This is a genomic window from Caldimonas sp. KR1-144 (assembly GCF_049446155.1).
In the GTDB taxonomy this organism is placed as follows: Bacteria; Pseudomonadota; Gammaproteobacteria; order Burkholderiales; family Burkholderiaceae_C; genus Rivibacter.
This window is the reverse complement of the sequence record NZ_JBMSEE010000001.1, coordinates 318,350-341,914: the sequence shown is the minus strand read 5'-3', so window position 1 is coordinate 341,914 and position 23,565 is coordinate 318,350. Positions and strand designations below refer to the sequence as shown.

The following is a 23,565-nucleotide window of genomic DNA, read 5'->3' as shown; positions in this document are numbered from 1 at the left end:
TGCGGGAGAGGGCGGGGGTGAGGGCCAAGCCCCCGCCTCCCCTCAAGCCAACGCGTTCGCCGCCAACTGCTGCGACGGCACCCCGATCGACGCCGTCGAGCCACTCGACTCGCCGCCTGAAGGCGCCGCGAAGCCCGCCATCGCCGACACCAGCGCCTCGACCTGCGAGTCGAGCAGCACGCTGCCGTCGGCAAAGCGGAACTCCTCGACGTGGTAGCGCGAGCCGAGGTACCAGTCCTTGACGACGATCTTGTCGGCGCCGTTGCTGAGCACCGCTTCGAGGTTGTTGCCCACGCGCGCGAACGCGAGGTCGGATTGGCCGATGCCGGCGCCGAACTGCAGTGCGTCGACCACGCCGCTTGTGGCGTCGTTCTCCTGCACGGTGTCCAGGCCGTAGCCGTTGCCGAAGCGGTAGACATCGGCCCCGGTGCCGCCGATCAGCGTGTCATTGCCGCCCGCACCGTCGAGCGTGTCGTTGCCGGTCAAGCCGCTGAGTGTGTTGGCGGCCGCGTTGCCGGTCAGCGTGTTGGCGAGTTCGTTGCCTGTGCCATCGAGCGCTACTGAGCCGGTGAGGACGAGGTTCTCGGTGTGCCAACCCAACGTCCACGACACCGACGACAGCACCGTGTCGTTGCCGCCATCGGTCTGCGAAGCGGCTTCAACCACGACATCGTCGATGGAGTCGACCACAAAGGTGTCATGGCCCGTGCCGCCGTTGAGCGTGTCGGCACCGCCGCCGCCGATCAGCGTGTCGTCACCGGCGTAGCCCATCAGCGTGTTGCTGGCGGTATTGCCCGTGAGCACGTTGCCCAGCGAGCTGCCGCTGGCGTTGATGGCATCGGTGCCCAGCAGAGTGAGGTTCTCGCAGTTGGCCCCCAGGGACCAGCTGACGTAGGACTGGATCGTGTCGACACCTTCGTTCGCCAGCTCGAACACCTTGTCGCCCGAGACTTCGACGACGTAGGTGTCGTCGCCCGCGCCACCGTAATGGCTGTCGATGCCGGCGCCGCCGTCCAGCGTGTCGTTGCCGGCAAAGCCGTAGAGCGTGTTGGCGACGCCGTTGCCGACCAAATGGTTGTCGAGGGCGTTGCCGTTGACCATCAGGTTCTGGCTGCCCAGCAGGAGGGCGTCTTCCACATTGGCCGCGAGTGTGAGCGAGACCGTGCTGCGGACGCCGTCGCGCCCTTCGCCCGCGGCCTCGGTCACCACGTCCGCGGACGCGTCGATCACGTACCAGTCGTCGCCGGTGCCGCCGATCATCGTGTCGGCACCCGCTTGGCCGTCCAAGGTGTCGTTGCCGGCGCCGCCGGTCAGCGTGTTGTTGGCGCTGTTGCCGGTGAGCAGGTTGGCGAGTGAGTTGCCGGTGCCGTTGATGGCGGCCGTGCCGGTGAACAGCAGGTTCTCGACCTGGTCGGCCAGTGCATGGCTGACGGAACTTTCCACGCTGTCGATTCCGCCTCCGGCGAGTTCGACCACCGTGTCGCCGGCATCGTCGACGACGTAGACATCGTCGCCGCCGCGTCCGGTCATGACATCGGCGCCTTGTCCGCCGTCGAGGCGGTTGGCGGCGTCGTTGCCGGTGAGCCGGTTCGCCAGCGCGTTGCCGGTGGCGGCGATGGCCGCGGTGCCGGTGAGGACGAGGTTTTCGACATTCGCGCCGAGCGTCCATGACGCCGACGAACGCACGGTGTCCGTGCCCTCGCTGGCGTTTTCAGTGATGGTGTCCGCCGCGGCGTCGACTTCGTAGACATCGTCGCCGGCGCCGCCGCGCAGGGTGTCGTCGCCGGTGCCACCGTCGAGGCGGTCATGGCCATCGCCGCCTTCGAGCGTGTCGGCACCGGCCTGGCCTTGGAGCCAGTCGGCGGAGGCGGTGCCGGTGAGGGTGTCGGGGTTCGCCGTGCCGTTGATGGCGTTAAGGGTGAGTGCGGCGATCTGAGATGTGTCCCACACTGTGCCATCAGCAAAGGCGACTTGCTCGATGAAGAACTCGCCGTCGGTCTTGGCGAACCAGCTCTGGACGGTGACCTGGTCGCTGCCGTTGGCGTGGCTAAAGACCAGGTGGTTGCCCGAGCGGGTGACGGTGATGTCGCTCGGATCGATGCCCGCACCGAAGACGAGGCGATCGGTGAAGAAACCGCCGGTCTTGTACCACTGCTGGTCGGTGATGCTGTCCTGGCCGTCACCGAGGTTGAAGCGGTAGGTGTCGGCGTTGTGGCCGCCGCGCATCACGTCGTTGCCAGTGCCGCCTTCGAAGGTGTTGGCACCGGTCCAGTAGGCGTAGTCGGCCTGCAGGGTGTCGTTGCCGGCGCCGCCGAGCAGCGTGGCGCTGGCGTCGCTGCCCACGGTCAGGGTGTCGCTGCCGTCGCCGCCGTCGAGCGTGTCGCCGTAGCCCACCGCGGTGAGCGTGTCGTTGCCGCCCAGGCCGTGCAGGGTGTCGGTGAACACGGTGCCGCTGATCGTGTCGGCCGCTTCGGTGCCGTTGACCACCAGAGCCATGGTCGTTAGCTCGGCGGCCGTCCACACCGTGCCGTCGGCAAAGGCGACTTGCTCGATGAAGAACTCGCCGTCGGTCTTGGCGAACCAGCTCTGGACGGTGACCTGGTCGCTGCCGTTGGCGTGGCTAAAGACCAGGTGGTTGCCCGAGCGGGTGACGGTGATGTCGCTCGGATCGATGCCCGCACCGAAGACGAGGCGATCGGTGAAGAAACCGCCGGTCTTGTACCACTGCTGGTCGGTGATGCTGTCCTGGCCGTCACCGAGGTTGAAGCGGTAGGTGTCGGCGTTGTGGCCGCCGCGCATCACGTCGTTGCCAGTGCCGCCTTCGAAGGTGTTGGCACCGGTCCAGTAGGCGTAGTCGGCCTGCAGGGTGTCGTTGCCGGCGCCGCCGAGCAGCGTGGCGCTGGCCTCGGTGCCGACGTTCAGGGTGTCGCTGCCGTCGCCGCCGTCGAGCGTGTCGCCGTAGCCCACCGCGGTGAGCGTGTCGTTGCCGCCCAGGCCGTACATGGTGTCGGCGAAGACAGTGCCGCTGATCGCGTCGGCCGCCTCGGTGCCGCTGACCACGAGGGCCTGGGCGGTGAGGTCGGCAGCCGTCCACGTGGTGCCATCGGCAAAGGCGACCTGTTCGATGAAGTACTCGCCGTCGGTCTTGGCGAACCAGCTCTGGACGGTGACCTGGTCGCTGCCGTTGGCGTGGCTAAAGACCAGGTGGTTGCCCGAGCGGGTGACGGTGATGTCGCTCGGATCGATGCCCGCACCGAAGACGAGGCGATCGGTGAAGAAACCGCCGGTCTTGTACCACTGCTGGTCGGTGATGCTGTCCTGGCCGTCACCGAGGTTGAAGCGGTAGGTGTCGGCGTTGTGGCCGCCGCGCATCACGTCGTTGCCAGTGCCGCCTTCGAAGGTGTTGGCACCGGTCCAGTAGGCGTAGTCGGCCTGCAGGGTGTCGTTGCCGGCGCCGCCGAGCAGCGTGGCGCTGGCCTCGGTGCCAACGTTCAGGGTGTCGCTGCCGTCGCCGCCGTCGAGCGTGTCGCCGTAGCCCACCGCGGTGAGCGTGTCGTTGCCGCCCAGGCCGTACATGGTGTCGGCGAAGACAGTGCCGCTGATCGCGTCGGCCGCCTCGGTGCCGCTGGTCACGAGGGCCTGGGCGGTGAGGTCGGCAGCCGTCCACGTGGTGCCATCGGCAAAGGCGACCTGTTCGATGAAGTACTCGCCGTCGGTCTTGGCGAACCAGCTCTGGACGGTGACCTGGTCGCTGCCGTTGGCGTGGCTAAAGACCAGGTGGTTGCCCGAGCGGGTGACGGTGATGTCGCTCGGATCGATGCCCGCACCGAAGACGAGGCGATCGGTGAAGAAACCGCCGGTCTTGTACCACTGCTGGTCGGTGATGCTGTCCTGGCCGTCACCGAGGTTGAAGCGGTAGGTGTCGGCGTTGTGGCCGCCGCGCATCACGTCGTTGCCAGTGCCGCCTTCGAAGGTGTTGGCACCGGTCCAGTAGGCGTAGTCGGCCTGCAGGGTGTCGTTGCCGGCGCCGCCGAGCAGCGTGGCGCTGGCCTCGGTGCCAACGTTCAGGGTGTCGCTGCCGTCGCCGCCGTCGAGCGTGTCGCCGTAGCCCACCGCGGTGAGCGTGTCGTTGCCGCCCAGGCCGTACATGGTGTCGGCGAAGACAGTGCCGCTGATCGCGTCGGCCGCCTCGGTGCCGCTGACCACGAGGGCCTGGGCGGACAGCTCGGCAGCCGTCCACGTGGTGCCATCGGCAAAGGCGACCTGCTCGATGAAGAACTCGCCGTCGGTCTTGGCGAACCAGCTCTGGACGGTGACCTGGTCGCTGCCGTTGGCGTGGCTGAAGACCAGGTGGTTGCCCGAGCGGGTGACGGTGATGTCGCTCGGATCGATGCCGGGGCCGAAGACGAGGCGATCGGTGAAGAAGCCGCCGGTCTTGTACCACTGCTGGTCGGTGATGCTGTCCTGGCCGTCGCCGAGGTTGAAGCGGTAGGTGTCGGCGTTGTGGCCGCCGCGCATCACGTCGTTGCCAGTGCCGCCTTCGAAGGTGTTGGCACCGGTCCAGTAGGCGTTGTCGGCTTGCAGGGTGTCGTTGCCGGCGCCGCCGAGCAGCGTGGCGCTGGCCTCGCTGCCCACGATCAGGGTGTCGCTGCCGTCGCCACCGTTCAAGGTATCGATACCTGAGTCGGCTCGAAGTACATCGTCGCCGGCCCCGCCATTGAGGCGGTCGTTCCCGCGCCCGCCCCACAACTCGTCGTTGCCCTCGCCCCCGACAACTTGGTCGTCACCGTCGTCGCCTCGCAGATCATCGTTGCCTGCGGCACCGCTGACGATGTCGTCACCGGCACCCGCGTTGAATGCGTTGGCATCGTCCGACCCAAGATAGACCTCGTCGGCGGACGTCCCGCTGATGGCTTGGCTCGTCATTACGTGCCAGCTTGAGAGATCGCCTCTGAGTGGCGAGTCAACTGGCAAAGCATCGATCCACGTTCTTAGAAGATCGAGCCCATCGAACCCAACGGCATCCAACGTAGGCAAGGCCAACCGATTCAGGTCGATCAGATCCGTCAGCGCCTTGCGCTCGTCAGCCGTCTTGGTCGTCTCCAGCAGCGCGGTCACCGCCGTCGTGTCGAAATGGATGCCCGTCTCGTCGATCACCAGTTCCACGGCATCCAGATACGGCTTGAGCCGCGTCTGCATCACCAGCGCGTTGTAGACCGAGTTCTCCAACGCTTCGTACGCGCGATTGACGAATTCAATCTGCTGGGTGCTGATCGTGATGTCCCACGTTTGAGTCGACGGCGCCGTGCCTCCAACCGTGCCGGCCCCGCCGCCAGACCCCCCGTCGGTCGGAAAGCTCTGCCCGGGTGGCGGCAGGGTCCGTAGGAAGTCGATGAAGCGTGAACCGTTGAAGGCCTCCAGCACGGCGATGCGTCGCATCACTTCTGCGCCTTCCGCCGTCAGCAGCTCCACGGCGCCGATGATCGGGCGGTACTCCACCGTGTAGTAGCTGTCCGAGCCGAGACGAATGTCCGCGCGAATGGTGGTTGTGACACCAGGATTGGCCGTGGTGTAGCGGACCTCACGCGGGTCACCGTTGGCATACGTCGAAACAATGGAGCCGCCCAGGTAAGGCATGCTCGAACCGTTGTACCGCCCGGTCGTCTTGGCCCAATCGGTCAGCAGGTCATCGAGCAGCGCCTTCTGGTCATCGGCCGTGTTCGCCTGCGCGAACGCGCTCACTGCATCGGTGAACGCCTGCGCCTGCTCGGTGCCCAGGCTCATCGCCTCGCGCATGTCGCGTACCCAGCCGGAGGCGCCCATCTCCGGCAGCGCCAGCGCCGCCTCGGTCAGCGGGATCTCGTCGGTGAACTCGCGGTAGAAGGGGTTGTCGGCGAGGTTGAGGTTGCCGGCGGTGAGGTCGACGCTGTCGATCGCAGTGGTGCTGCCGTTGCTGCGCGTGACGACGGCGGTGCCGGTGATGCTGTTGCCGTTGCCCAGGTTGGTAGTGGCAGTGGTCTCGTTCAGCGAGATGCTCGCGATGCCCTTGTCGGCCAGGGTGAAGAGCTCGCTGGCCTGGCTGATGCCGTCGCGGTTGAGGTCCTGCCAGAGCTTGACCTGGGTGAAGGCGCTGTCGGAGGCGTTGAAGACCGAGTCGCCGTTCTCGTCGAGCGTGCGCAGGGCCTCGAAGCCGGAGGTGGCCCTGCGGGTGTAGGTGTAGGGCGTGCCGTTGCTGTAGTAGCCGGTGGCGGTGATCACGGTGTCCACGCCGAAGAGTTCGCGGCCAGAGTCGATGCTGCCGTTGCCGTCGAGATCGCGCACGAGCCAGGCGTCGTCGCCGGTGAGCCAGCCGGTGCCGGTCTTGATGCCGTTGGCGTTGTGGTCGAAGAGGACGGGCGAGGAGCCGTCGGTGGGGATGCCGAGGGTTTCGATGCCGTCGGCGTCGAGGTCGATGGCGAGGGGGTCGCGTGGGGGTGGGGTAAGGGCTGTGCGCCAGTCGGTATTTGTGCCGTCCGGTGAGATAAACGGAACTGAAACCTGTTCTTCGGGTGGGATGTCGTTCCGTTCTTCGGGTGAGAGTATTGGGTCTCCTCCGCTTTCACCCGTCCATGGGTTCGGTTCGATGCTTCTTACTCGATCAAATAGCCATTCATAAAACTTTCCCGCCACATAGCCAACGACAGCGCCTCCGAGCGGTGTAACGAAGGGGGAGGCCCCTATTCCTACTGCAGTTCCGAACGCGGTGGAGCCAACCACCTTTATTGATCCAAGAGTTGGGTTGCTATCTGCTCCGGCCTCGATGGACGATTTCGCAAGATCTGAAAGTTCAACGGCTGACATGGCCTCGTGGCCTGTTTGAGCGGCGGCATTGACGACGTCGTCTCCCAATTGCTTTCCAACTTGAGCCAGGGCTGAAGGGGAACCTTGAATGGCAATGATGCCTTTGTTCGTGATAATAAATCCAGTGCTGACGAGTGACATGATAATCTTCCTATTCGTAGATGAGTGTGAAGATAACTGCTACTGCGCTGTATATTGAAACTCCAATGGCCGCAACAATGATTGGAAGATGCAGTGGCCAAAGCTGCTCGATCGAACCGATGGATGTCGGTATTTGACCTGAGGCAAATATGGTGACAATGAACAACAATATGAGCCAGTGGATCATCATCAATTTTGGCGTTGACAGCAGGGCGCGCAGAAGATCTAGCTCTTGCTCTGTGCGTAATTCCCCTGTGTCTGCTAGGAGCGAGGCTGCGCGAGCGCTAATTACTTGCTCCGACGGTATGGCTTTTATTAAGTAGGGGATGAATCCGAACGCCTTGGCTGCAGTCGATCGCAACTCAATGGACAGTTCAAGCTGACTTGTGTAGGTATTTTTATGCTCAGCTCGGGATAGGAAAATCCAGCGAATGGTGTTGAATAGAATCACAAGCGCTAGACTTGCTAAAAGTAGCTGATCATGAAGGTAGTCATCGTTTCTTCTCGTTGAGAATAGAAACGAGAACCGCGTTATCCATGCTGCATTGGCTATATGGATTAATGCCGCAAGTAGTGATTCAGACTTCATTGCGTCTCTCGAAGCTGCAAAGGCGTCAAAGGAGCCGGGGTTGGCGGCGTATGCAGTTGCCTGGCCCGCACTTAGTCAATTTCGATTGCATGTCACGTATCCAGCCCGAAGCGCCCATCTCGGGCAGGGCGAGCGCCGCCTCGGTCAGCGGGATCTCGTCGGTGAACTCGCGGTAGAAGGGGTTGTCGGCGAGGTTGAGGTTGCCGGCGGTGAGGTCGGCGCTGTCGATCGCAGTGGTGCTGCCGTTGCTGCGCGTGACGACGGCGGTGCCGGTGATGCTGTTGCCGTTGCCCAGGTTGGTAGTGGCAGTGGTCTCGTTCAGCGAGATGCTCGCGATGCCCTTGTCGGCCAGGGTGAAGAGCTCGCTGGCCTGGCTGATGCCGTCGCGGTTGAGGTCCTGCCAGAGCTTGACCTGGGTGAAGGCGCTGTCGGAGGCGTTGAAGACCGAGTCGCCGTTCTCGTCGAGCGTGCGCAGGGCCTCGAAGCCGGAGGTGGCCCTGCGGGTGTAGGTGTAGGGCGTGCCGTTGCTGTAGTAGCCGGTGGCGGTGATCACGGTGTCCACGCCGAAGAGTTCGCGGCCAGAGTCGATGCTGCCGTTGCCGTCGAGATCGCGCACGAGCCAGGCGTCGTCGCCGGTGAGCCAGCCGGTGCCGGTCTTGATGCCGTTGGCGTTGTGGTCGAAGAGGACGGGCGAGGAGCCGTCGGTGGGGATGCCGAGGGTTTCGATGCCGTCGGCGTCGAGGTCGATGGCGAGGGGGTCGCGGGGTGGGGGTGTTTTGGCTGAGCGGTAGCCATCGCTGGCGGCGGGGTCAGGGCCCCATACCTGTTTGTACTTCAGGTCGGGATAGTCCTCGGGGTTGAACCTCTCAGGATCAACTCTCGGCAAAAGCGTGTTTGGATCCAGCAGTCCGTTGTCAATGAGCGATTGCGGATCCAGGATGGTTACCGGGCTGTATGGGTCGGTGCTTAGCGCTCTGTTGATGTCACTCAGCGCGCCAGCAATGTCCTCTCGGTTCTTGTAGATTTCCTTGGATGCGTTGGCGAGTGCGCTGATCGCAATGCCAAGAGCTTTTGTTTGAGGCAGTGGGGAGAGTGCAAGTAATCCACCTACGCCGCCTATGAGCCCCAAGGCCGCATCTACTCCTTGATCAAAGTTGTTTGTGGCAATGGCGTCCTGCAACTTCGCCAAATCCGCGGCAATTGTCAAGCCGGAAGCAACTGGCGCCAGCTGTGCAAAAACTGACGAGTGTGTCGCAAGAATGGCTGAAAGTGCCGCCATTCCGCCCGCGAGGTCGCCGGCGTTCACGGCATTGATGCCATTCTGAATTCCAGACACAAAACCTCTTGCATCGGAGAACACGTTGGTGGCGTCGCCGATGATAACGACAGGGTTGGTTGGCATCTCAGGTTCTCCCTATTTGATGATGTGAGCGCAGATTACGAATACCCCTGAAGATATAGCTATTGCCAGGATCGTAATGCATGTGCGGTACGTTCCGTGAGACGAAAGTAGCTTATGAAATTTATTGCGTGTTTCCTTTCTGCTTGTAGATGCATGCGCGGCGAGGCCGGATGCGGCTATCAATCCCGGAATTAGGAATAGGTATTTGAACCAGCGGATGGAGAAGTCGGATGTGTCGATGCTGACAATAAGTACCCCAAGTAGGAAGCCTGCAATCAGGCCCTGCTCTGTATATCTGTTGGCGTCGTGCGAATTACCGTTGCTGTTCATTTGCGTTTGTGCTTGGTTGAGTGGTCTTCGGGTCTGCTTCGGCAATCTGGTTTCCGGCGACATCTATCGTTCGCGAAGTCCTTCGTTGGCTCGTAGCAGCAGCGGCCCAGTCAGATACTCGATCACAGTTCTCCCTCCTGTCCTGATCTCCGCTGTCACGTTCATGCCAGGCGCCAACCGGACCTGTTTGCCGTCGACATCAATTGCTGTCTGCGTCAGCACCAACGTTGCCGGAAAGATCGCCCCCCGCTTCTCATCCGCCACCGCATCAGCCGCCATCGATCGCACTGTCGCTGGCACCGTCCCATAGCGCGTGAACGGAAACGTCTCCAGCTTCACCGTCACCTCCTGCTCCGCGCGCACAAAGCCCACGTCCTTGTTCTCGACGATCACCTCCGCCGTCACTTCGGCGTGGTCCGGCACGATCACCATCAGTGCCTGTGCCTCCGTCGCGACGCCGCCCGCCGTGTGCACGGCCAATTGCTGCACGGTGCCACTCACCGGCGCCGAGAGCCGGGTGAGTCGGCTGCGAAGCGCCGCCTTCTCGGCCTCCGACCCGAGCTGCTGGCGACGCAATTCGGCTTGCGCCAGGCGCTCGCGCAGCGTGCGCTCGGTTTCGGCCCGATAGGCACCGCGCGTCTGTTCGCTCTCTGCAAGCGCGGCTTGCGCTTCGGCGCGGCGTGCCAGCTGGGTTTCCAGATCGCGCTCCAGCTCGATGCGCTCGCGCGTTCGGTCCTGCCCGGCGTGGCTGGAGACAAAGCCTTGCGCCGTCAGTGCCTCGAAGTCGGCCGCGCGCTGGCGCACGATCGGCAGCGTGGCCTGCAGCTTGGCGATCTGTTGCTCCACGGTGCTGATCTCGGTGCGGCGGCGGTGCGCCTCGGCGTCGAGCTTCGCGAGGCGAGCGGTGATGTCGGCCCATTCGGCGCGCAGTTGGGATTGCGCCAGCGCGTCGTCGGCGCGGGGCAGGTCCGCGTGGCCCGGCCAGCGTGGCAGGCGGCCGCCGCCCAAGGCTTCCAATAAGGCTTGCGACCGCAGCACCTCAGAGACGGCCGCGGCGCGTTCCTGGGCCACGCGGTGCGCGTCTGCTTCAGGCGCCGTGGCGTCCAGCTCCACCAGCAGCTGGCCTTCCTGGACGTGGTCGCCGTCCTTCACGTGGATCGCCCGCACCACGGCGGTCTCCAGCGGCTGGATCACCTTGCTGCGGTCGCTGACGATGATGCGGCCCTGCGCCACGGCCACGATGTCGACCTTGCCGAAGCAGGCCCAGAGCAGGGCGATCACGAACAAGGCCATGATCGTCCAGGCCGCGCGGCGTGGCGCAGGGTGGACCGGCGTGGCTTGCAGGCTGAGGGCGGCCGGCAGGAAGGCGGCTTCGTCGGCCAGGTGCCTGGGGCCGGCGAGTTCGTGGCGGGCGGCCCAGGCGGCGGCGAGGATGGCGCGGTAGCGGTGGAGGAGGGCGAGCCAGGGCGAATGGGGTGCCGAGCTCGACGGCGCCGTTGTCGTCATGGCTGGTCTCCTGCAACCTGGTGTGGTTCGGCGGGGGGCATCGATACCTCAGCCCGAACGGAGGTGGCCACCGCACCGGGCGTCGCATGAGCGGTGGCATCGCCGGTCTGCATGCTCCACAAATGCGCATACAAGCCGCGCCGCTCCAGCAGCGCCTCGTGCGTGCCCATCTCGACGATGCGGCCCTTGTCCATCGCCACGATCCGGTTCGCGCGCCGCACCGCGCTCAGCCGGTGCGCGATGACGATCACCGTGCGCCCGCGGCAGATGGCGGCCATGTTGCGCGCGAGGATGGCCTCGCTCTCGTAGTCCAGCGCGCTGGTCGCCTCGTCGAAGATCAGGATGCGCGGGTCGCTGAAGAGCGCGCGGGCGATGGCTATGCGCTGGCGCTGCCCGCCGGAGAGCGTCGATCCCTGTTCGCCGACCACGGTGTCGTAGCCCTCGGGCAGCTCGCCGATGAACTCGTGCGCGCCGGCCAGCTGCGCGGCGCGCATCACCTGCTCGATCGGGGCGGCCGGGTCGGTGATCGCGATGTTCTGGCGCACGCTGCGGTTGAACAGCCAGTTTTCCTGCAGCACCACGCCGATCTGGCGGCGCAGCTGGGCGGCGTCGACGAGGCCGATGTCCACGCCGTCCACCAGCACGCGCCCGGCCTCGGGCACGTAGAGCCGCTGCACCAGCTTGGTCAGCGTGCTCTTGCCGGAGCCCGAGCGGCCGACGATGCCGATCACCTCGCCCGGGCGCACCACCAGGCTCACGCCTTGGAGCACCGGCGCGGCCTCGGGCCGGTAACGGAAGGTCACGTTGTCGAGCGCGATCTGGCCCTTCAGCGGCGGCAGCGTCGCGGCGGCCTTGGGCGGCGTCTCGGTGCGGGTGTCGAGGATGTCGCCCAGCCGGCGCATCGAGAGACCGGTCTGCTGGAAGTCGGTCCACATCTGCGCCATGCGCATGATGGGCTGCGCCACTCGGCCGGCGAACATGTTGAACGCGACGAACATGCCGACGGTGAGTTCCTGCTCCATCACCAGCCGCGCGCCGAACCACAGCGTCGCGGCGTTGACCAGTTTGCCGATCAGGTTGACGCCTTCGTTGGCAAAGCCGGCCAGCGTCTGTGTGCGAAAGCTGGCCGAGACGTAGGCCGCGAGCTGCTCGTCCCAGCGCCGGGCCATGGCCGGCTCCAGCGCGCCGGCCTTCACGGTCTGGATGCCGGTGACGGTTTCCACCAGCATCGCCTGGTTCTCGGCGCCGCGGGCGAACTTCTCGTTCAGGCGCGCGCGCAGCACCGGCACCACCAGCAGGCTCAGGCCCACATAGAGCGGCAGGCTCACCAGCACGATCAGCGTCAGCTGCACGCTGTACAGCAGCATGATCGCGACGAAGACCACCGAGAAAAGCAGGTCCATCACCAGCGTCAAGGCGTTGCCCGTGAGGAAGCTGCGAATGGTCTCCAGCTCGCGCACGCGTGCGACCGAGTCGCCGACGCGGCGGGCCTGGAAGTAGGCCAGGGGCAGGGCAACCAGGTGGCGAAAGAGGCGCGAGCCCAGCTCCACGTCGATGCGGCTGGTGGTGTGGCTGAAGACGTAGGCGCGCAGCGCGGTGAGCACGCTCTCGAACACCACCACGACCACGAGGCCGAACACCAGCACGTCGAGCGTGGAGAGGCCGCGGTGCACCAGCACCTTGTCCATCACCACCTGAAAGAGCAGCGGCGAGACCAGGGCGAACAGCTGCAGGAACAGCGAAACGACGAACACCTCGCCGAGCAGCTTGCGATGCCGCACGAGGCTGGGGATGAACCAGCTGAAGTCGAACTTGGCCAGCTCGCCGGCCAGGCTGGCGCGGCTGGTCACGAGGATCAGCTCGCCGCTCCACTCGCCGTTGAACACCTCGAGCGGCTCGATCGTCGGCCGGCTGCCGGGCGTACCAAAGGCCTGCCGCAGCACCCGCTGGCCGTCGGCCTGGGCCAGCAGCACGGTGCGGCCGTCGCGCATCAGCGCGAGCGCGGGCAGCGGGGTTTGGCCGAGCCGCTCGAGGCCGGTTTTGACGCGCTTGGCCTTCAGCCCGAGCTGGCGCGCGGCGAGCAGCAGGTCATCGACGCTGCAGGCGTCGCTCGGGCCCTTGCCGAGCTGGTGGGCGATCTGAGCGGGATCGGCCGCGATGTGATGCAGCCGGGCCATGGCGCACAGGGCGGCCAGCGAGGTGTCGATGGCCGCGGGCGGCGTGGTGCGAGGGGTGTTGGTGGTTGGAACTTCGGTGGTCGGTTGATTCAGGTGCGCCGCTGCAGACGTCGTCACTCGCCGTTCTCCCTGGAGGCCTTCGTGTTGTGGCCGCGCAGGCTAGCCGGACGATGCGGGAAAGCGATCCTCAAATTGAGGAGGACCTGTCAGAAGTGACAGGGCCGCGCCTGAACGGCATCGGCAGCGATCAAGTCGGCTTGAAACGCCATGTGAGTTGCCGCGGTTTCGCTGAGCGCGAAACCTTGCTTCAGAATTTCGGAAACACAAGCTTCTCCGCGAAAGCTACGCTTGCCCTGCAAGACGCTCGAGATCCGGCCTTACCGGGGCGGATCGGCCGTCCGGCTTCCACGCCTACCGGTGTGAGCGGCCGGGGTCGGGGAGGCGTCTTGCATCACGTCGCTCGAGGCCGTAGCCCCCTCACCCCAACCCTCTCCCCCTGCGGGGGCGAGGGAGTTGCTCACCTCCCCTGCGTGCAGGAGCGAGGGAATTGCTCGCTCTCCCGCGTGCGGGAGAGGGCTGGGGTGAGGGTCAGCGGCCATCTTCCCCATGCGCTTCGACCTCGTCACCCTCAACCTCGTGCTCGCCATCGCCGAGTCGCGCAGCATCTCGCGCGGCGCGCAGCGCGAGCATTTGGCCCTGGCGGCGGCGAGCAAGCGCGTCTCGGACCTGGAAGCGCGCCTCGGCGTGGCGCTGTTCGAGCGCCGCGCGCGCGGCGTCGAGCTCACCGAGGCCGGCCGTGCGCTGGTGCGCCACATCCGCTCGCTCAACTCGTCGCTGCACGCGCTCGAAAGCGAGGTGGTCGAGTTCGCGCGCGGCATCAAGGGCCACCTGCGCATCGCCGCCAACGCGGGCGCGATCGCCGAGTGCCTGCCGCCCGACCTGGCCGCGTTCTCGCGCGCCCATCCGCAGATCCGCATCAGCCTCGAAGACCTGACCAGCGCCGAGGTTCAGGCCGCCGTGGCCGAGGGTCGCGCCGACGTCGGCGTGTTTGTCGCGCCGCTGCTCGACGATCGCCTCACGACCTGGCGCTATCGCGAGGGCACGCTTGCGGCCATCGTGCCCAAGGGGCACCGGCTGGCCAGAGGCAAGCGCGTGCGCTTCGAGGCGCTGCTCGACGACGACATCGTCGGGCTGCACGTCGGCGCCGCGGTGCACGAGCTGATGCGCGAAGAGGCGCAAGGGCGCGGGCGAACGCTCAATGCGCGACTGCAGGTGCGCGGCTTCGACGCGATCGCGCAGCTGGTCGGCGCCGGCCTCGGCGTCGCGATCCTGCCGTCGGCCGTGGCCGAGCGCTTTGCGCAGGTCTTCGCGATTCGCGTGCTGGCGCTCGACGAGCCCTGGGCGCGGCGCGACTACCTGCTCGCCGTGCGCACGCAGGAGGTGCTGCCCAGCGTGGTGCAGCGCTTCGTTGATGCGCTGTGTCCCGGCGTCGCCCCGCGCGAAAGCGAGACAATCCACACCGCACGTTCCCGCAAGTCCAACCGTCACCACGACGGTCGCACCGACCGCCGCCAGCCATGAACGCCCGCACGATGAACGCCGCCCGCACGCTCTACGACAAGATCTGGGACGAGCACGTCGTCCGCACCGAGGACGACGGCACCTCCACGCTCTACATCGACCGCCACCTGGTGCACGAGGTCACCAGCCCGCAGGCCTTCGAGGGCCTGGACCTGGCGGGCCGCAAGGTCTGGCGCCTGTCGGCCAACCTGGCGGTCAGCGACCACAACGTGCCCACCACCGACCGCCGTCTCGGCATCGCCGATCCGGTCTCGAAGCTGCAGGTCGACACGCTCGACGCCAACTGCGACCGCGTCGGCATCACGCAGTTCAAGATGAGCGACAAGCGCCAGGGCATCGTGCACGTGATCGGCCCGGAGCAGGGCGCCACGCTGCCCGGCATGACCGTGGTCTGCGGCGACAGCCACACGTCCACGCATGGCGCCTTCGGCGCGCTCGCGCACGGCATCGGCACCAGCGAGGTCGAGCACGTGCTCGCCACGCAGACGCTCCTGGCGCGCAAGGCGAAGAACATGCTCGTCAAGGTGGAAGGCGTGCTGCCCAGGGGCTGCAGCGCCAAGGACATCGTGCTGGCCATCATCGGCAAGATCGGCACGGCGGGCGGCACCGGCTACACGATCGAGTTCGCCGGCTCGGCGATCCGCGCGCTCAGCATGGAAGGGCGCATGACGGTGTGCAACATGGCCATTGAGGCCGGTGCGCGCGCCGGCCTGGTGGCGGTCGACGACACGACGATCGAGTACGTGAAGGGCCGCCCGTTCAGCCCGCGCGGCGTCGAGTGGGAGCAGGCGGTGGCCTACTGGCGCACGCTGCAATCCGACCCGGGCGCGCACTTCGACCGCGTGGTCGAGCTGGATGCGTCGCAGATCCGACCGCAGGTCACCTGGGGCACCTCGCCCGAGATGGTGGTCTCGATCGAGGACCGCGTGCCCGATCCCGACAAGGAAAAGGACGCCGTGCGCCGCGGCGCGATCGAGCGCGCGCTGGCCTACATGGCGCTCGAGCCCAACAAGGCCATGGCCGACATCCGCATCGACAAGGTCTTCATCGGCTCGTGCACCAACAGCCGCATCGAAGACCTGCGCGAGGCCGCGGCCGTGGTGCGCCGCGTGGGCGGGCGCATTGCGTCGAACGTGAAGCTGGCGCTGGTGGTGCCAGGCTCCGGCCTCGTGAAGGAGCAGGCCGAGCGCGAAGGGCTGGACGCCGTCTTCAAGTCGGCCGGTTTCGAATGGCGCGAGCCCGGCTGCTCGATGTGCCTGGCGATGAACGCCGACCGGCTCGAACCCGGCGAGCGCTGCGCCTCCACCAGCAACCGCAACTTCGAAGGCCGCCAGGGCGCGGGTGGGCGCACCCACCTCGTCAGCCCGGCGATGGCCGCCGCCGCCGCGATGAGCGGGCATTTCGTCGACGTGCGCCGCGTGATGTGAGGAACCAGCGATGCAAGCTTTTCGAGTCCACCAGGGCCTGGTCGCCCCGATCGACCGCGACAACGTCGACACCGACGCGATCATCCCGAAGCAGTTCCTGAAGTCGATCAAGCGTTCGGGCTTCGGCCCCAACCTGTTCGACGAATGGCGCTACCTCGACCACGGCGAGCCGGGGCAAGACCCGGCCACGCGCAAACCCAATCCCGATTTCGTGCTGAACCAGCCGCGCTATCAAGGCGCGTCGATCCTGCTGGCGCGGCAGAACTTCGGCTGCGGCTCGAGCCGCGAGCACGCGCCGTGGGCGATCGAGCAGTTCGGCTTTCGCGCGCTGATCGCGCCGAGCTACGCCGACATCTTCTTCAACAACTGCTTCAAGAACGGCCTGCTGCCGATCGTGCTGCCCGAAGCGCAGGTCGCGCGGCTGTTCGACGAGGTGGCTGCGTTCCCGGGCTATCGCCTCACGGTGGATCTGGAGCGCCAGGTGGTGGTCAAGGCCGACGGCACCGAGCTGGCCTTCGAGGTCGAGCCGTTTCGCAAGCAGTGCCTGCTCAACGGCTGGGACGACATCGGCCTCACGCTGCGCCATGCCGATGAGATCCGCACCTTCGAGGCCGAGCGCCTGGCGCGCCAGCCCTGGCTCGCGCACCGCATCGTCTGACCATGCCTTGGCGCCAGCGGCTCAACCATTGGCTGCGGCGCAAGCCGCTGGCCACGCTGGCGCTGATGACGGTGTGCCTGCTGGGATTGGGCGCGCTGTCGGTCAACCTCTATCACCAGCTCAACGCCAACCTCGCGCTGATCCGCGAGCACGGTGTGATGGCCCTGGACGACGGCGCCGCGCAGCAGCTGATCGAGCTCATCGCGCAGGCGCTCGCCGCGACGCTGTTCTATGCCGGCGTCAAGGTCTGCGAGAAGCTGATCGTCGAATGGTGGACGGGCCGCTGAGCCCGCCGCCGCAAGCAATGGAATGAACACGATGAAGATTGCAGTCCTGCCGGGTGACGGCATCGGCCCCGAGATCGTCGCCGAGGCGGTCAAGGTCCTGCGCGCGCTCGAGCTGCCGCTCGAGATGGAAGAAGCGCCGGTCGGCGGCGCGGCCTACGAGGCGAGCGGCCATCCGCTGCCGCCTTCGACGCTGGCGCTGGCCAAGAACGCCGACGCGGTGCTGTTCGGTGCCGTGGGCGACTGGAAGTACGACAAGCTCGAACGCGCGCTGCGCCCCGAGCAGGCCATCCTCGGTCTGCGCAAGGAGCTGGGCCTGTTCGCGAACTTCCGCCCGGCCGTCTGCTACAAGGAGCTCACGCATGCGTCGAGCCTGAAGCCCGAACTGGTGGCGGGGCTGGACATCCTGATCATCCGCGAGCTGACCGGCGACATCTATTTCGGCCAGCCTCGCGGGCGCCGCACCGCGGTCGACGGCCACTTTCCCGGCAGTGAAGAAGCCTTCGACACGATGCGCTACAGCAAGCCGGAGATCGAGCGCATTGCGCACGTGGCCTTCCAGGCCGCGCGCCAGCGCAGCAAGCGCGTGACCAGCGTCGACAAGGCCAACGTGCTGGAGACCTTCCAGTTCTGGAAGGACGTGGTCACCGAGGTGCACGCGCAATACCCGGACGTCGAGCTCGACCACATGTACGTCGACAACGCGGCGATGCAGCTCGTCAAGGCGCCCAAGCGCTTCGACGTGGTCGTCACCGGCAACATGTTCGGCGACATCCTCTCGGACGAGGCGGCGATGCTGACCGGCTCGATCGGCATGCTGCCCAGCGCGTCGCTCAATGCGCGCAACCAGGGGCTGTACGAGCCCAGCCACGGCAGTGCGCCGGACATCGCGGGGCAGGGCGTGGCCAACCCGCTGGCTACAATCCTGTCCGCCGCCATGATGCTTCGCTACTCCCTCCAACGCCCCGACGCCGCCGACCGCATCGAGTCCGCGGTGGGCGCGGTGCTGGCCGCGGGCCTGCGCACGCCGGACATCTGGTCCGAGGGGGCCACGAAGGTGGGCACCCGCGCGATGGGCGATGCCGTGGTCGAAGCGATCACCGGCAAGACCATCACCATCAAGACCAAGAAGAGCTAGGTAGCTCCGGTTCGTCTCGCCCACCTCCTGGACCCCGGCGAACGAGCCGGGGGACCGAAAGCGGGGTTCGGGATCGAGTTGACTTCAAGTAAAGGCGAACGGATATGGCACTCGTAGGACTGGTGGGCTGGCGCGGCATGGTCGGCTCCGTGCTGATGGACCGCATGCAGGCCGAAGGCGATTTCGACCTCATCGAGCCGCTCTTCTTCTCGACCAGCAATGCCGGCGGCAAGGCCCCGGCGCAGGCGAAGAACGAGACCACGCTGCAGGACGCGCACGACATCGACGCGCTCAAGCGCTGCGACATCGTCATCACCTGCCAAGGCAGCGACTACACCAACGAGGTGTTCCCCAAGCTGCGCGCCGCCGGCTGGAACGGCCACTGGATCGACGCGGCGTCCGCGCTGCGCATGAAGGACGATGCGGTCATCATCCTCGACCCGGTCAACATGCCGGTGATCAAGGACGCGCTGGCTAAGGGCGGGCGCAACTGGATCGGTGGCAACTGCACCGTCAGCTGCATGCTGATGGGCGTGGGCGCGCTGTACAAGGCCGGCCTCGTCGAGTGGATGAGCACCCAGACCTACCAGGCCGCCTCGGGCGGCGGCGCGCAGCACATGCGCGAGCTGCTGACGCAGTTCGGCACGCTCAACGCCGAGGTCAAGTCCCTGCTCGACGACCCCAAGAGCGCGATCCTCGAGATCGACCGCAAGATCATCGCCAAGCAGCGCGCGCTGAGCGAAGCCGAGACCGCCAACTTCGGCGTGCCGCTGGGCGGCTCGTTGATCCCGTGGATCGACAAGGATCTCGGCAACGGCATGTCCAGGGAAGAGTGGAAGGGCATGGCCGAGACCAACAAGATCCTCGGCCAGGGTGAAGGCTTCGCCGCGCCCGCGGTACCGGTCGACGGTTTCTGCGTGCGCGTCGGCGCGATGCGCTGCCACAGCCAGGCGCTGACCTTCAAGCTCAAGAAGGACGTGCCGCTGGCGGACATCGAGGCCATGATTGCCGCCGACAACGCCTGGGTGAAGGTGGTGCCGAACACGCGCGAGGCGTCGATGCGCGACCTCACGCCGGTGGCCGTGACCGGTACGCTGACCATTCCGGTCGGCCGCCTGCGCAAGATGGCGATGGGGCCCGAGTACCTCGGCGCCTTCACGATCGGCGACCAGCTGCTGTGGGGCGCCGCCGAGCCGCTGCGCCGCATGCTGCGAATCCTGCTCGAGCAGTGATCGTTGATCGGGCGGCGGCGCTTGCGCGTTGCCACCCCGCAACGTGCAGTCGCTCGCTTCGTGGCGGCTGCACGTTCCGCAAGAACGTCAGCCATTGCTTCAGCTTGTCACCGTAATGGCCTGATGTTATTGTGATTTCGCTTTCTTCGGGCATGGCTTCCGAAGGGGCGCCCGAAGACAGGGACGGGCGCAAGAGGGCGTCGTGCGACGCTCTATTTCGCAGCGGGAGACGCCTTGAATCAACGACGTAATTCAGCCGGCCGGCGGCCGGCGGCCTGGGTTTGGAATCGTGTCGCCGCAGCGGCGATGCTGGTCACCGCGGCGACGCTGCCGTTCGACGCGGCGGCGCTGGGCCTGGGCCGCGTGGCCGTGCAGTCGGCGCTCGGCGAAGCCCTGCGCGCCGAGATCGATGTCAGCAGCATCACGCCCGAAGAGGCCGCGAGCCTGCGCGTGCGCATCGCCTCGCCCGATACCTATCGCAGCACCGGCGTCGACTACAACGCCGTGCTGACCGGCACCACGGTCAGCCTGCAACGCCGTCCCGACGGCCGCACCTTCCTGCGCGTCGCGAGCGATCGCGTCGTTCAGGAGCCCTTTGTCGACCTGATCCTCGAGATCACCTGGTCGTCGGGCCGCCTGGTGCGCGAGTACACGATGCTGTTCGACCCGCCGGTCGCACGCAGCGTCCAGCCCGCACCGGCCGCGCCGGTGGCGATCTCGCCGGCCCCGGTGCCGGCGCCAACGCCGGCGGCGCCCTTGGCGCCCGCGCCGAGCGCCGCGCCGCAACAGCCGCGGGTGGCACCGGCGGCGCCGGCCCCGTCGCCGCGCGCCGCGGCGCCCGCAGCGCCGACCGCCACGACGGCGCGCTCCGACGTCACGGAAGTCGAGGTGCGCCGCGGCGATACGCTGTCGGGCATCGCTGGCCGCACTGCACGCGGCGGCGTGACGCTCGAGCAGATGCTCGTGTCGCTGTACCGCGCCAACCCCGACGCCTTCCTCGACAACAACATGAACCGGCTCAAGGCCGGTTCGGTTCTGAAGGTCCCGGGCGCCGACGAGGCCAAGGCCATTTCGCAGAGCGAGGCGCGCCAGGTGATCCGCGCGCAGAGTTCGGACTTCGGCGCCTACCGCGAAAAGCTCGCCAGCGGCGCGACCGCCGCGGCGCCTGCCGCCACGCGTCAGGCCAAGGGCCAGGTGCAGGCCGAGGTGCAGGACAAGAAGCCGCAGGCCGCGGCTACCGGCGACAAGCTCACCCTGAGCAAGGGCGCCGTGGCGCCTGGCAAGGCAGGCACCGAGGCGCAGGCCGCGGCGGCCAAGGAGCAGAAGGACGCCGCGACGCGCGTCGCCGAGCTCTCGAAGAACGTCGAAGACCTGAAGAAGCTGCAAAGCGCGACGGCGGGCAGCGCGCCGGCCGCCGGTGCCGCAAAGCCGGGCGTGCCGCTCGGCGCCGCGCCGGTGCCGGCACCGGCGACGCCTCCTGCGCAAGCGCCGGCGCCCGCGGCTGCGCCGACCGCTGCACCGGCGCCTGCGCCGGTCGCTGCAACGCCCCCGGCACCGGCCGCATCGCCTGCGGTGACGCCGCCCGCGCCGGCGGCCGAGGCCAGTGCACCTGCCGCCGCCGCGGCGCCGGCTCCGGAGGCCTCCAAGCCGGCCCCCGCGCCGGCCGTGGCCAAGACCCCAGAGCCTGCAACCGCTCCCGAGCCCGGCATCCTCGACGGGCTGCTCGAGAACCCGCTGGTGCTGCCCGCCGCCGGCCTGTTGGTGGCGCTGCTTGCGGCGTTCGGCTTCTACCGCCTGCGCAAGCAGGGCAAGAGCGACGCCGGCGAGACCTCGTTCCTCGAAAGCCGCCTGCAACCCGACTCGTTCTTCGGCGCCAGCGGCGGCCAGCGCGTCGACACGCGCGACGCAACGGGCGTGCCCTCGTCGATGAGCTACTCGCTGAGCCAGCTCGACGCGATCGGCGATGTCGATCCGGTGGCCGAAGCCGACGTCTATCTCGCCTACGGGCGCGACCTGCAGGCCGAGGAGATCCTCAAGGAGGCGATGCGCGCCAACCCCGAGCGCATGGCGATCCGCTCCAAGCTCCTCGAGGTGTATGCCAAGCGGCGCGACACGCGCGGCTTCGAGCAACTGGCCGGCCAGATGTTCGCGCTGACCGGCGGCGATGGCGAAGAGTGGCGCAAGGCGCAGGAGCTGGGCCAGTCGATCGACGCCGAGAACCCGCTGTACCAGCCGGGTGGCCGTCCGGCCACCGCGGTGGTCGACGGCGGCGGCATCGTCGAGCCGCTGGGCGCGAGCACGATGCCGCAGTCGGTGCTGCCCACGCCGTCCAAGTTCGACGCGCAGCGCTCGGCCTACCAGGAAGACCCGGCCGTCGACCTCGACCTCGACATCTCGGTGCCTGCCGCGCTCGACGAGGCGCCGTCGGTGCCGCCGATGCAGCGCACCCAGCCCGTCGTGCCGGCGCCTACCGCGCAGCCCGAGCCTTCGCTCGACTTCGACCTGCCGCCGCTGTCGCTCGACACGCCGGCACCGGCGGCCGATCTCGGCGGCTCGGTCAGCGATCTGCCCGATCTCGGCAACCTCGACATCGCGTCGCCGGGCGTCGATGACGAGGCGCTGGCGCGCAAGCTCGAACTGGCCGACGAGTTCCGCCAGATCGGCGACGTCGACGGTGCGCGCGACCTCCTGCAGGAGGTGGTCGCCAAGGCCGGCGGCGCCCTCAAGTCCAAGGCGCAAGGCATGCTCGACGAGCTCGGCTGACGCCGGGCCGTCGATGCAGCGCCAGACGCCGGGTCCCGGGAGGCCACGATGCGCGTGGCCCTCGGGATCGCCTATCGCGGCACCGGCTACCTCGGCTGGCAGAGCCAGCCGAACGGCCGCACGATCCAAGACCACCTCGAGCGCGCGCTGACGGCCTTCGTCGCCGCGCCGGTTGCGACCATGTGCGCTGGTCGCACCGACACCGGCGTGCACGCGCTCAACCAGGTCGTCCACATCGACGTCGGCGTCGAGCGCGAGCCGTTCTCATGGGTGCGCGGCACCAACCGCTACCTTCCGCCCGACATCGCGGTGCAGTGGGCAATGCCCGTGGCCGACGACTTCCACGCCCGCAATCACGCGCGCGGCCGGCGCTACAGCTACGTGCTGCGTGAGTCGCCCGAGCGAACATCGATCGACGCGGGCCTCGTCGGCTGGGTGTTCCGGCCCCTCGACGGCGACGCGATGCGCGCCGCGGCGACCGTGCTGATCGGCACCCACGACTTCAGCTCGTTTCGCTCCAGCGAATGCCAGGCCGCGTCGCCGGTCAAGGAACTGCGCGCAATCGGCATCGCGCGGCACGGCGCCTACTGGCGCTTCGACTTCGACGGCAGCGCCTTCTTGCACCACATGATCCGCAACCTGATGGGTTGCCTGGTGGCCGTCGGGCAGGGCAGTCGGCCGCCCTCGTGGATGGCCGAGGTGCTGGCCGCGCGCTCGCGCGATGCCGCGGCGCCGACCTTCGCCCCCGACGGCCTGTACTTCCTCGGCCCGTACTACGATGCGGCGCTCGGCCTGCCGCAGCGCACGGCCGCCTTCGACTGGTTGCCCTTCACCGGCGCATGAGCCAACGTACCCGGATCAAGATCTGCGGCCTGACCCGCGAGCAGGACGTCGATGCCGCTGTCGCGGCCGGCGCCGACGCGGTCGGTTTCGTGTTCTATGCGGCCAGCCCGCGCGCGGTGACGCTCGCGCGCGCCGCGGAGCTCGCGCGCCGGCTGCCGCCCTTCGTCACGCCGGTGGGGCTGTTCGTGAACGCGACGGCCGGCGAGATCGCGCAGGCCTGCCGCGCGATCCCGACGCTGCTGCTGCAGTTCCACGGCGACGAGACGCCCCAAGACTGCGATGCAGCCCGGCGACCCTATCTGCGCGCCGCGCGCATGGCCCCAGGGTTCGACTTGCTAAACTTCGCGGCTCGCTACCCCAGCGCACAGGCGCTGCTGCTCGACGCCCACGTCGAGGGCTATGGCGGCGGCGGAAAGGTCTTCGATTGGTCACTCATTCCACCAAACGTGCCCCGTCCGGTCGTTTTGTCTGGTGGGTTGAATCCTGCAAACGTGACCGAGGGGGTGCTCGCGCTGCGGCCATGGGCCGTTGACGTGAGTTCCGGCGTGGAGATCGCCAAGGGCGTCAAGGACGCCGATGCGATCCGCCGGTTCTGCGATGCGGTGCGCGAGGCCGATGCCCGGCTCGCGACGCCACCGCCGCGCTAGACCTCTT

The 23,565-nt window shown here is 67.3% G+C and carries 14 protein-coding genes; 9 read left to right on the top strand and 5 right to left on the bottom strand.

The annotated features are described in order from the left end of the window. Positions 1 to 42: 42 nt before the first annotated feature. The 5 genes from ACO2TI_RS01725 to ACO2TI_RS01705 form a co-directional block, all read right to left on the bottom strand. The gene (locus tag ACO2TI_RS01725; protein WP_423281698.1) at positions 43 to 6,981 is read right to left on the bottom strand and encodes a calcium-binding protein; all 6,939 of its coding nucleotides are present in this window, start codon (positions 6,979 to 6,981) and stop codon (positions 43 to 45) included. A 10-nt stretch (positions 6,982 to 6,991) separates the two neighbouring features. Then, on the bottom strand, positions 6,992 to 7,570 hold the full coding sequence (locus tag ACO2TI_RS01720) for a hypothetical protein (RefSeq protein WP_423281697.1): 579 nt from the start codon (positions 7,568 to 7,570) through the stop codon (positions 6,992 to 6,994). Positions 7,571 to 7,595: 25 nt separating this feature from the next. Further along, complete coding sequence (locus ACO2TI_RS01715; protein WP_423281696.1) at positions 7,596 to 8,972, bottom strand: hypothetical protein; 1,377 nt, start codon at positions 8,970 to 8,972, stop codon at positions 7,596 to 7,598. Between the two features lie 393 nt (positions 8,973 to 9,365). Then, complete coding sequence (locus ACO2TI_RS01710; protein ID WP_423281695.1) at positions 9,366 to 10,808, bottom strand: HlyD family type I secretion periplasmic adaptor subunit; 1,443 nt, start codon at positions 10,806 to 10,808, stop codon at positions 9,366 to 9,368. Beyond that, positions 10,805 to 13,102: a type I secretion system permease/ATPase gene (locus ACO2TI_RS01705; protein ID WP_423281694.1), complete on the bottom strand. Its 2,298-nt coding sequence runs from the start codon at positions 13,100 to 13,102 to the stop codon at positions 10,805 to 10,807. The genes ACO2TI_RS01710 and ACO2TI_RS01705 overlap by 4 nt, the downstream gene beginning before the upstream one ends. Positions 13,103 to 13,591: 489 nt before the next feature. Here ACO2TI_RS01705 and ACO2TI_RS01700 point away from each other — a divergent pair, with 489 nt between their 5' ends. The 9 genes from ACO2TI_RS01700 (at position 13,592) to ACO2TI_RS01660 (ending at position 23,558) form a co-directional block, all read left to right on the top strand. Next, positions 13,592 to 14,566: a LysR substrate-binding domain-containing protein gene (locus ACO2TI_RS01700; protein ID WP_423281693.1), complete on the top strand. Its 975-nt coding sequence runs from the start codon at positions 13,592 to 13,594 to the stop codon at positions 14,564 to 14,566. Then, positions 14,563 to 15,993 (top strand): 3-isopropylmalate dehydratase large subunit, encoded by a 1,431-nt coding sequence (gene leuC / locus ACO2TI_RS01695; RefSeq protein WP_423281692.1) that lies wholly within the window; start codon positions 14,563 to 14,565, stop codon positions 15,991 to 15,993. Before ACO2TI_RS01700 ends, leuC begins: the two co-directional genes overlap by 4 nt. 10 nt (positions 15,994 to 16,003) lie before the next feature. Continuing rightward, positions 16,004 to 16,651 carry a 3-isopropylmalate dehydratase small subunit gene (gene leuD / locus ACO2TI_RS01690; RefSeq protein WP_423281690.1) on the top strand — a complete coding sequence of 216 codons (648 nt, stop codon included), beginning with the start codon at positions 16,004 to 16,006 and terminating at the stop codon, positions 16,649 to 16,651. A 2-nt stretch (positions 16,652 to 16,653) separates the two neighbouring features. After that, complete coding sequence (locus tag ACO2TI_RS01685) at positions 16,654 to 16,938, top strand: hypothetical protein (RefSeq protein WP_423281689.1); 285 nt, start codon at positions 16,654 to 16,656, stop codon at positions 16,936 to 16,938. 31 nt (positions 16,939 to 16,969) lie between these two features. Further along, positions 16,970 to 18,073, top strand: a complete 1,104-nt coding sequence (gene leuB, locus ACO2TI_RS01680; protein WP_423281688.1) for a 3-isopropylmalate dehydrogenase — start codon at positions 16,970 to 16,972, stop codon at positions 18,071 to 18,073. Between the two features lie 104 nt (positions 18,074 to 18,177). Beyond that, positions 18,178 to 19,305: an aspartate-semialdehyde dehydrogenase gene (gene asd, locus ACO2TI_RS01675; protein WP_423281687.1), complete on the top strand. Its 1,128-nt coding sequence runs from the start codon at positions 18,178 to 18,180 to the stop codon at positions 19,303 to 19,305. Between the two features lie 306 nt (positions 19,306 to 19,611). Beyond that, positions 19,612 to 22,068 carry a FimV/HubP family polar landmark protein gene (locus ACO2TI_RS01670; RefSeq protein WP_423281685.1) on the top strand — a complete coding sequence of 819 codons (2,457 nt, stop codon included), beginning with the start codon at positions 19,612 to 19,614 and terminating at the stop codon, positions 22,066 to 22,068. A gap of 48 nt (positions 22,069 to 22,116) precedes the next feature. Next, entirely contained in the window at positions 22,117 to 22,911 is a 795-nt protein-coding gene (gene truA / locus ACO2TI_RS01665; protein ID WP_423281684.1) for a tRNA pseudouridine(38-40) synthase TruA, read from the top strand. Then, positions 22,908 to 23,558, top strand: coding sequence for a phosphoribosylanthranilate isomerase (locus ACO2TI_RS01660; protein ID WP_423281683.1), 651 nt, complete (start codon positions 22,908 to 22,910; stop codon positions 23,556 to 23,558). The genes truA and ACO2TI_RS01660 overlap by 4 nt, the downstream gene beginning before the upstream one ends. The last annotated feature ends 7 nt before the right edge of the window (positions 23,559 to 23,565 follow it).

What these genes read in the sequence shown, in the direction of transcription:
- ACO2TI_RS01725 (WP_423281698.1), bottom strand. Translation starts at nt 6,981, where the DNA reads ATGTCACTCGTCAGCACTGGATTTATTATCACGAACAAAGGCATCATT.
- ACO2TI_RS01720 (WP_423281697.1), bottom strand. Translation starts at nt 7,570, where the DNA reads ATGAAGTCTGAATCACTACTTGCGGCATTAATCCATATAGCCAATGCA.
- ACO2TI_RS01715 (WP_423281696.1), bottom strand. Translation starts at nt 8,972, where the DNA reads ATGCCAACCAACCCTGTCGTTATCATCGGCGACGCCACCAACGTGTTC.
- ACO2TI_RS01710 (WP_423281695.1), bottom strand. Translation starts at nt 10,808, where the DNA reads ATGACGACAACGGCGCCGTCGAGCTCGGCACCCCATTCGCCCTGGCTC.
- ACO2TI_RS01700 (WP_423281693.1), top strand. Translation starts at nt 13,592, where the DNA reads ATGCGCTTCGACCTCGTCACCCTCAACCTCGTGCTCGCCATCGCCGAG.
- leuC (WP_423281692.1), top strand. Translation starts at nt 14,563, where the DNA reads ATGAACGCCCGCACGATGAACGCCGCCCGCACGCTCTACGACAAGATC.
- leuD (WP_423281690.1), top strand. Translation starts at nt 16,004, where the DNA reads ATGCAAGCTTTTCGAGTCCACCAGGGCCTGGTCGCCCCGATCGACCGC.
- ACO2TI_RS01685 (WP_423281689.1), top strand. Translation starts at nt 16,654, where the DNA reads ATGCCTTGGCGCCAGCGGCTCAACCATTGGCTGCGGCGCAAGCCGCTG.
- leuB (WP_423281688.1), top strand. Translation starts at nt 16,970, where the DNA reads ATGAAGATTGCAGTCCTGCCGGGTGACGGCATCGGCCCCGAGATCGTC.
- asd (WP_423281687.1), top strand. Translation starts at nt 18,178, where the DNA reads ATGGCACTCGTAGGACTGGTGGGCTGGCGCGGCATGGTCGGCTCCGTG.
- ACO2TI_RS01670 (WP_423281685.1), top strand. Translation starts at nt 19,612, where the DNA reads ATGCTGGTCACCGCGGCGACGCTGCCGTTCGACGCGGCGGCGCTGGGC.
- truA (WP_423281684.1), top strand. Translation starts at nt 22,117, where the DNA reads ATGCGCGTGGCCCTCGGGATCGCCTATCGCGGCACCGGCTACCTCGGC.
- ACO2TI_RS01660 (WP_423281683.1), top strand. Translation starts at nt 22,908, where the DNA reads ATGAGCCAACGTACCCGGATCAAGATCTGCGGCCTGACCCGCGAGCAG.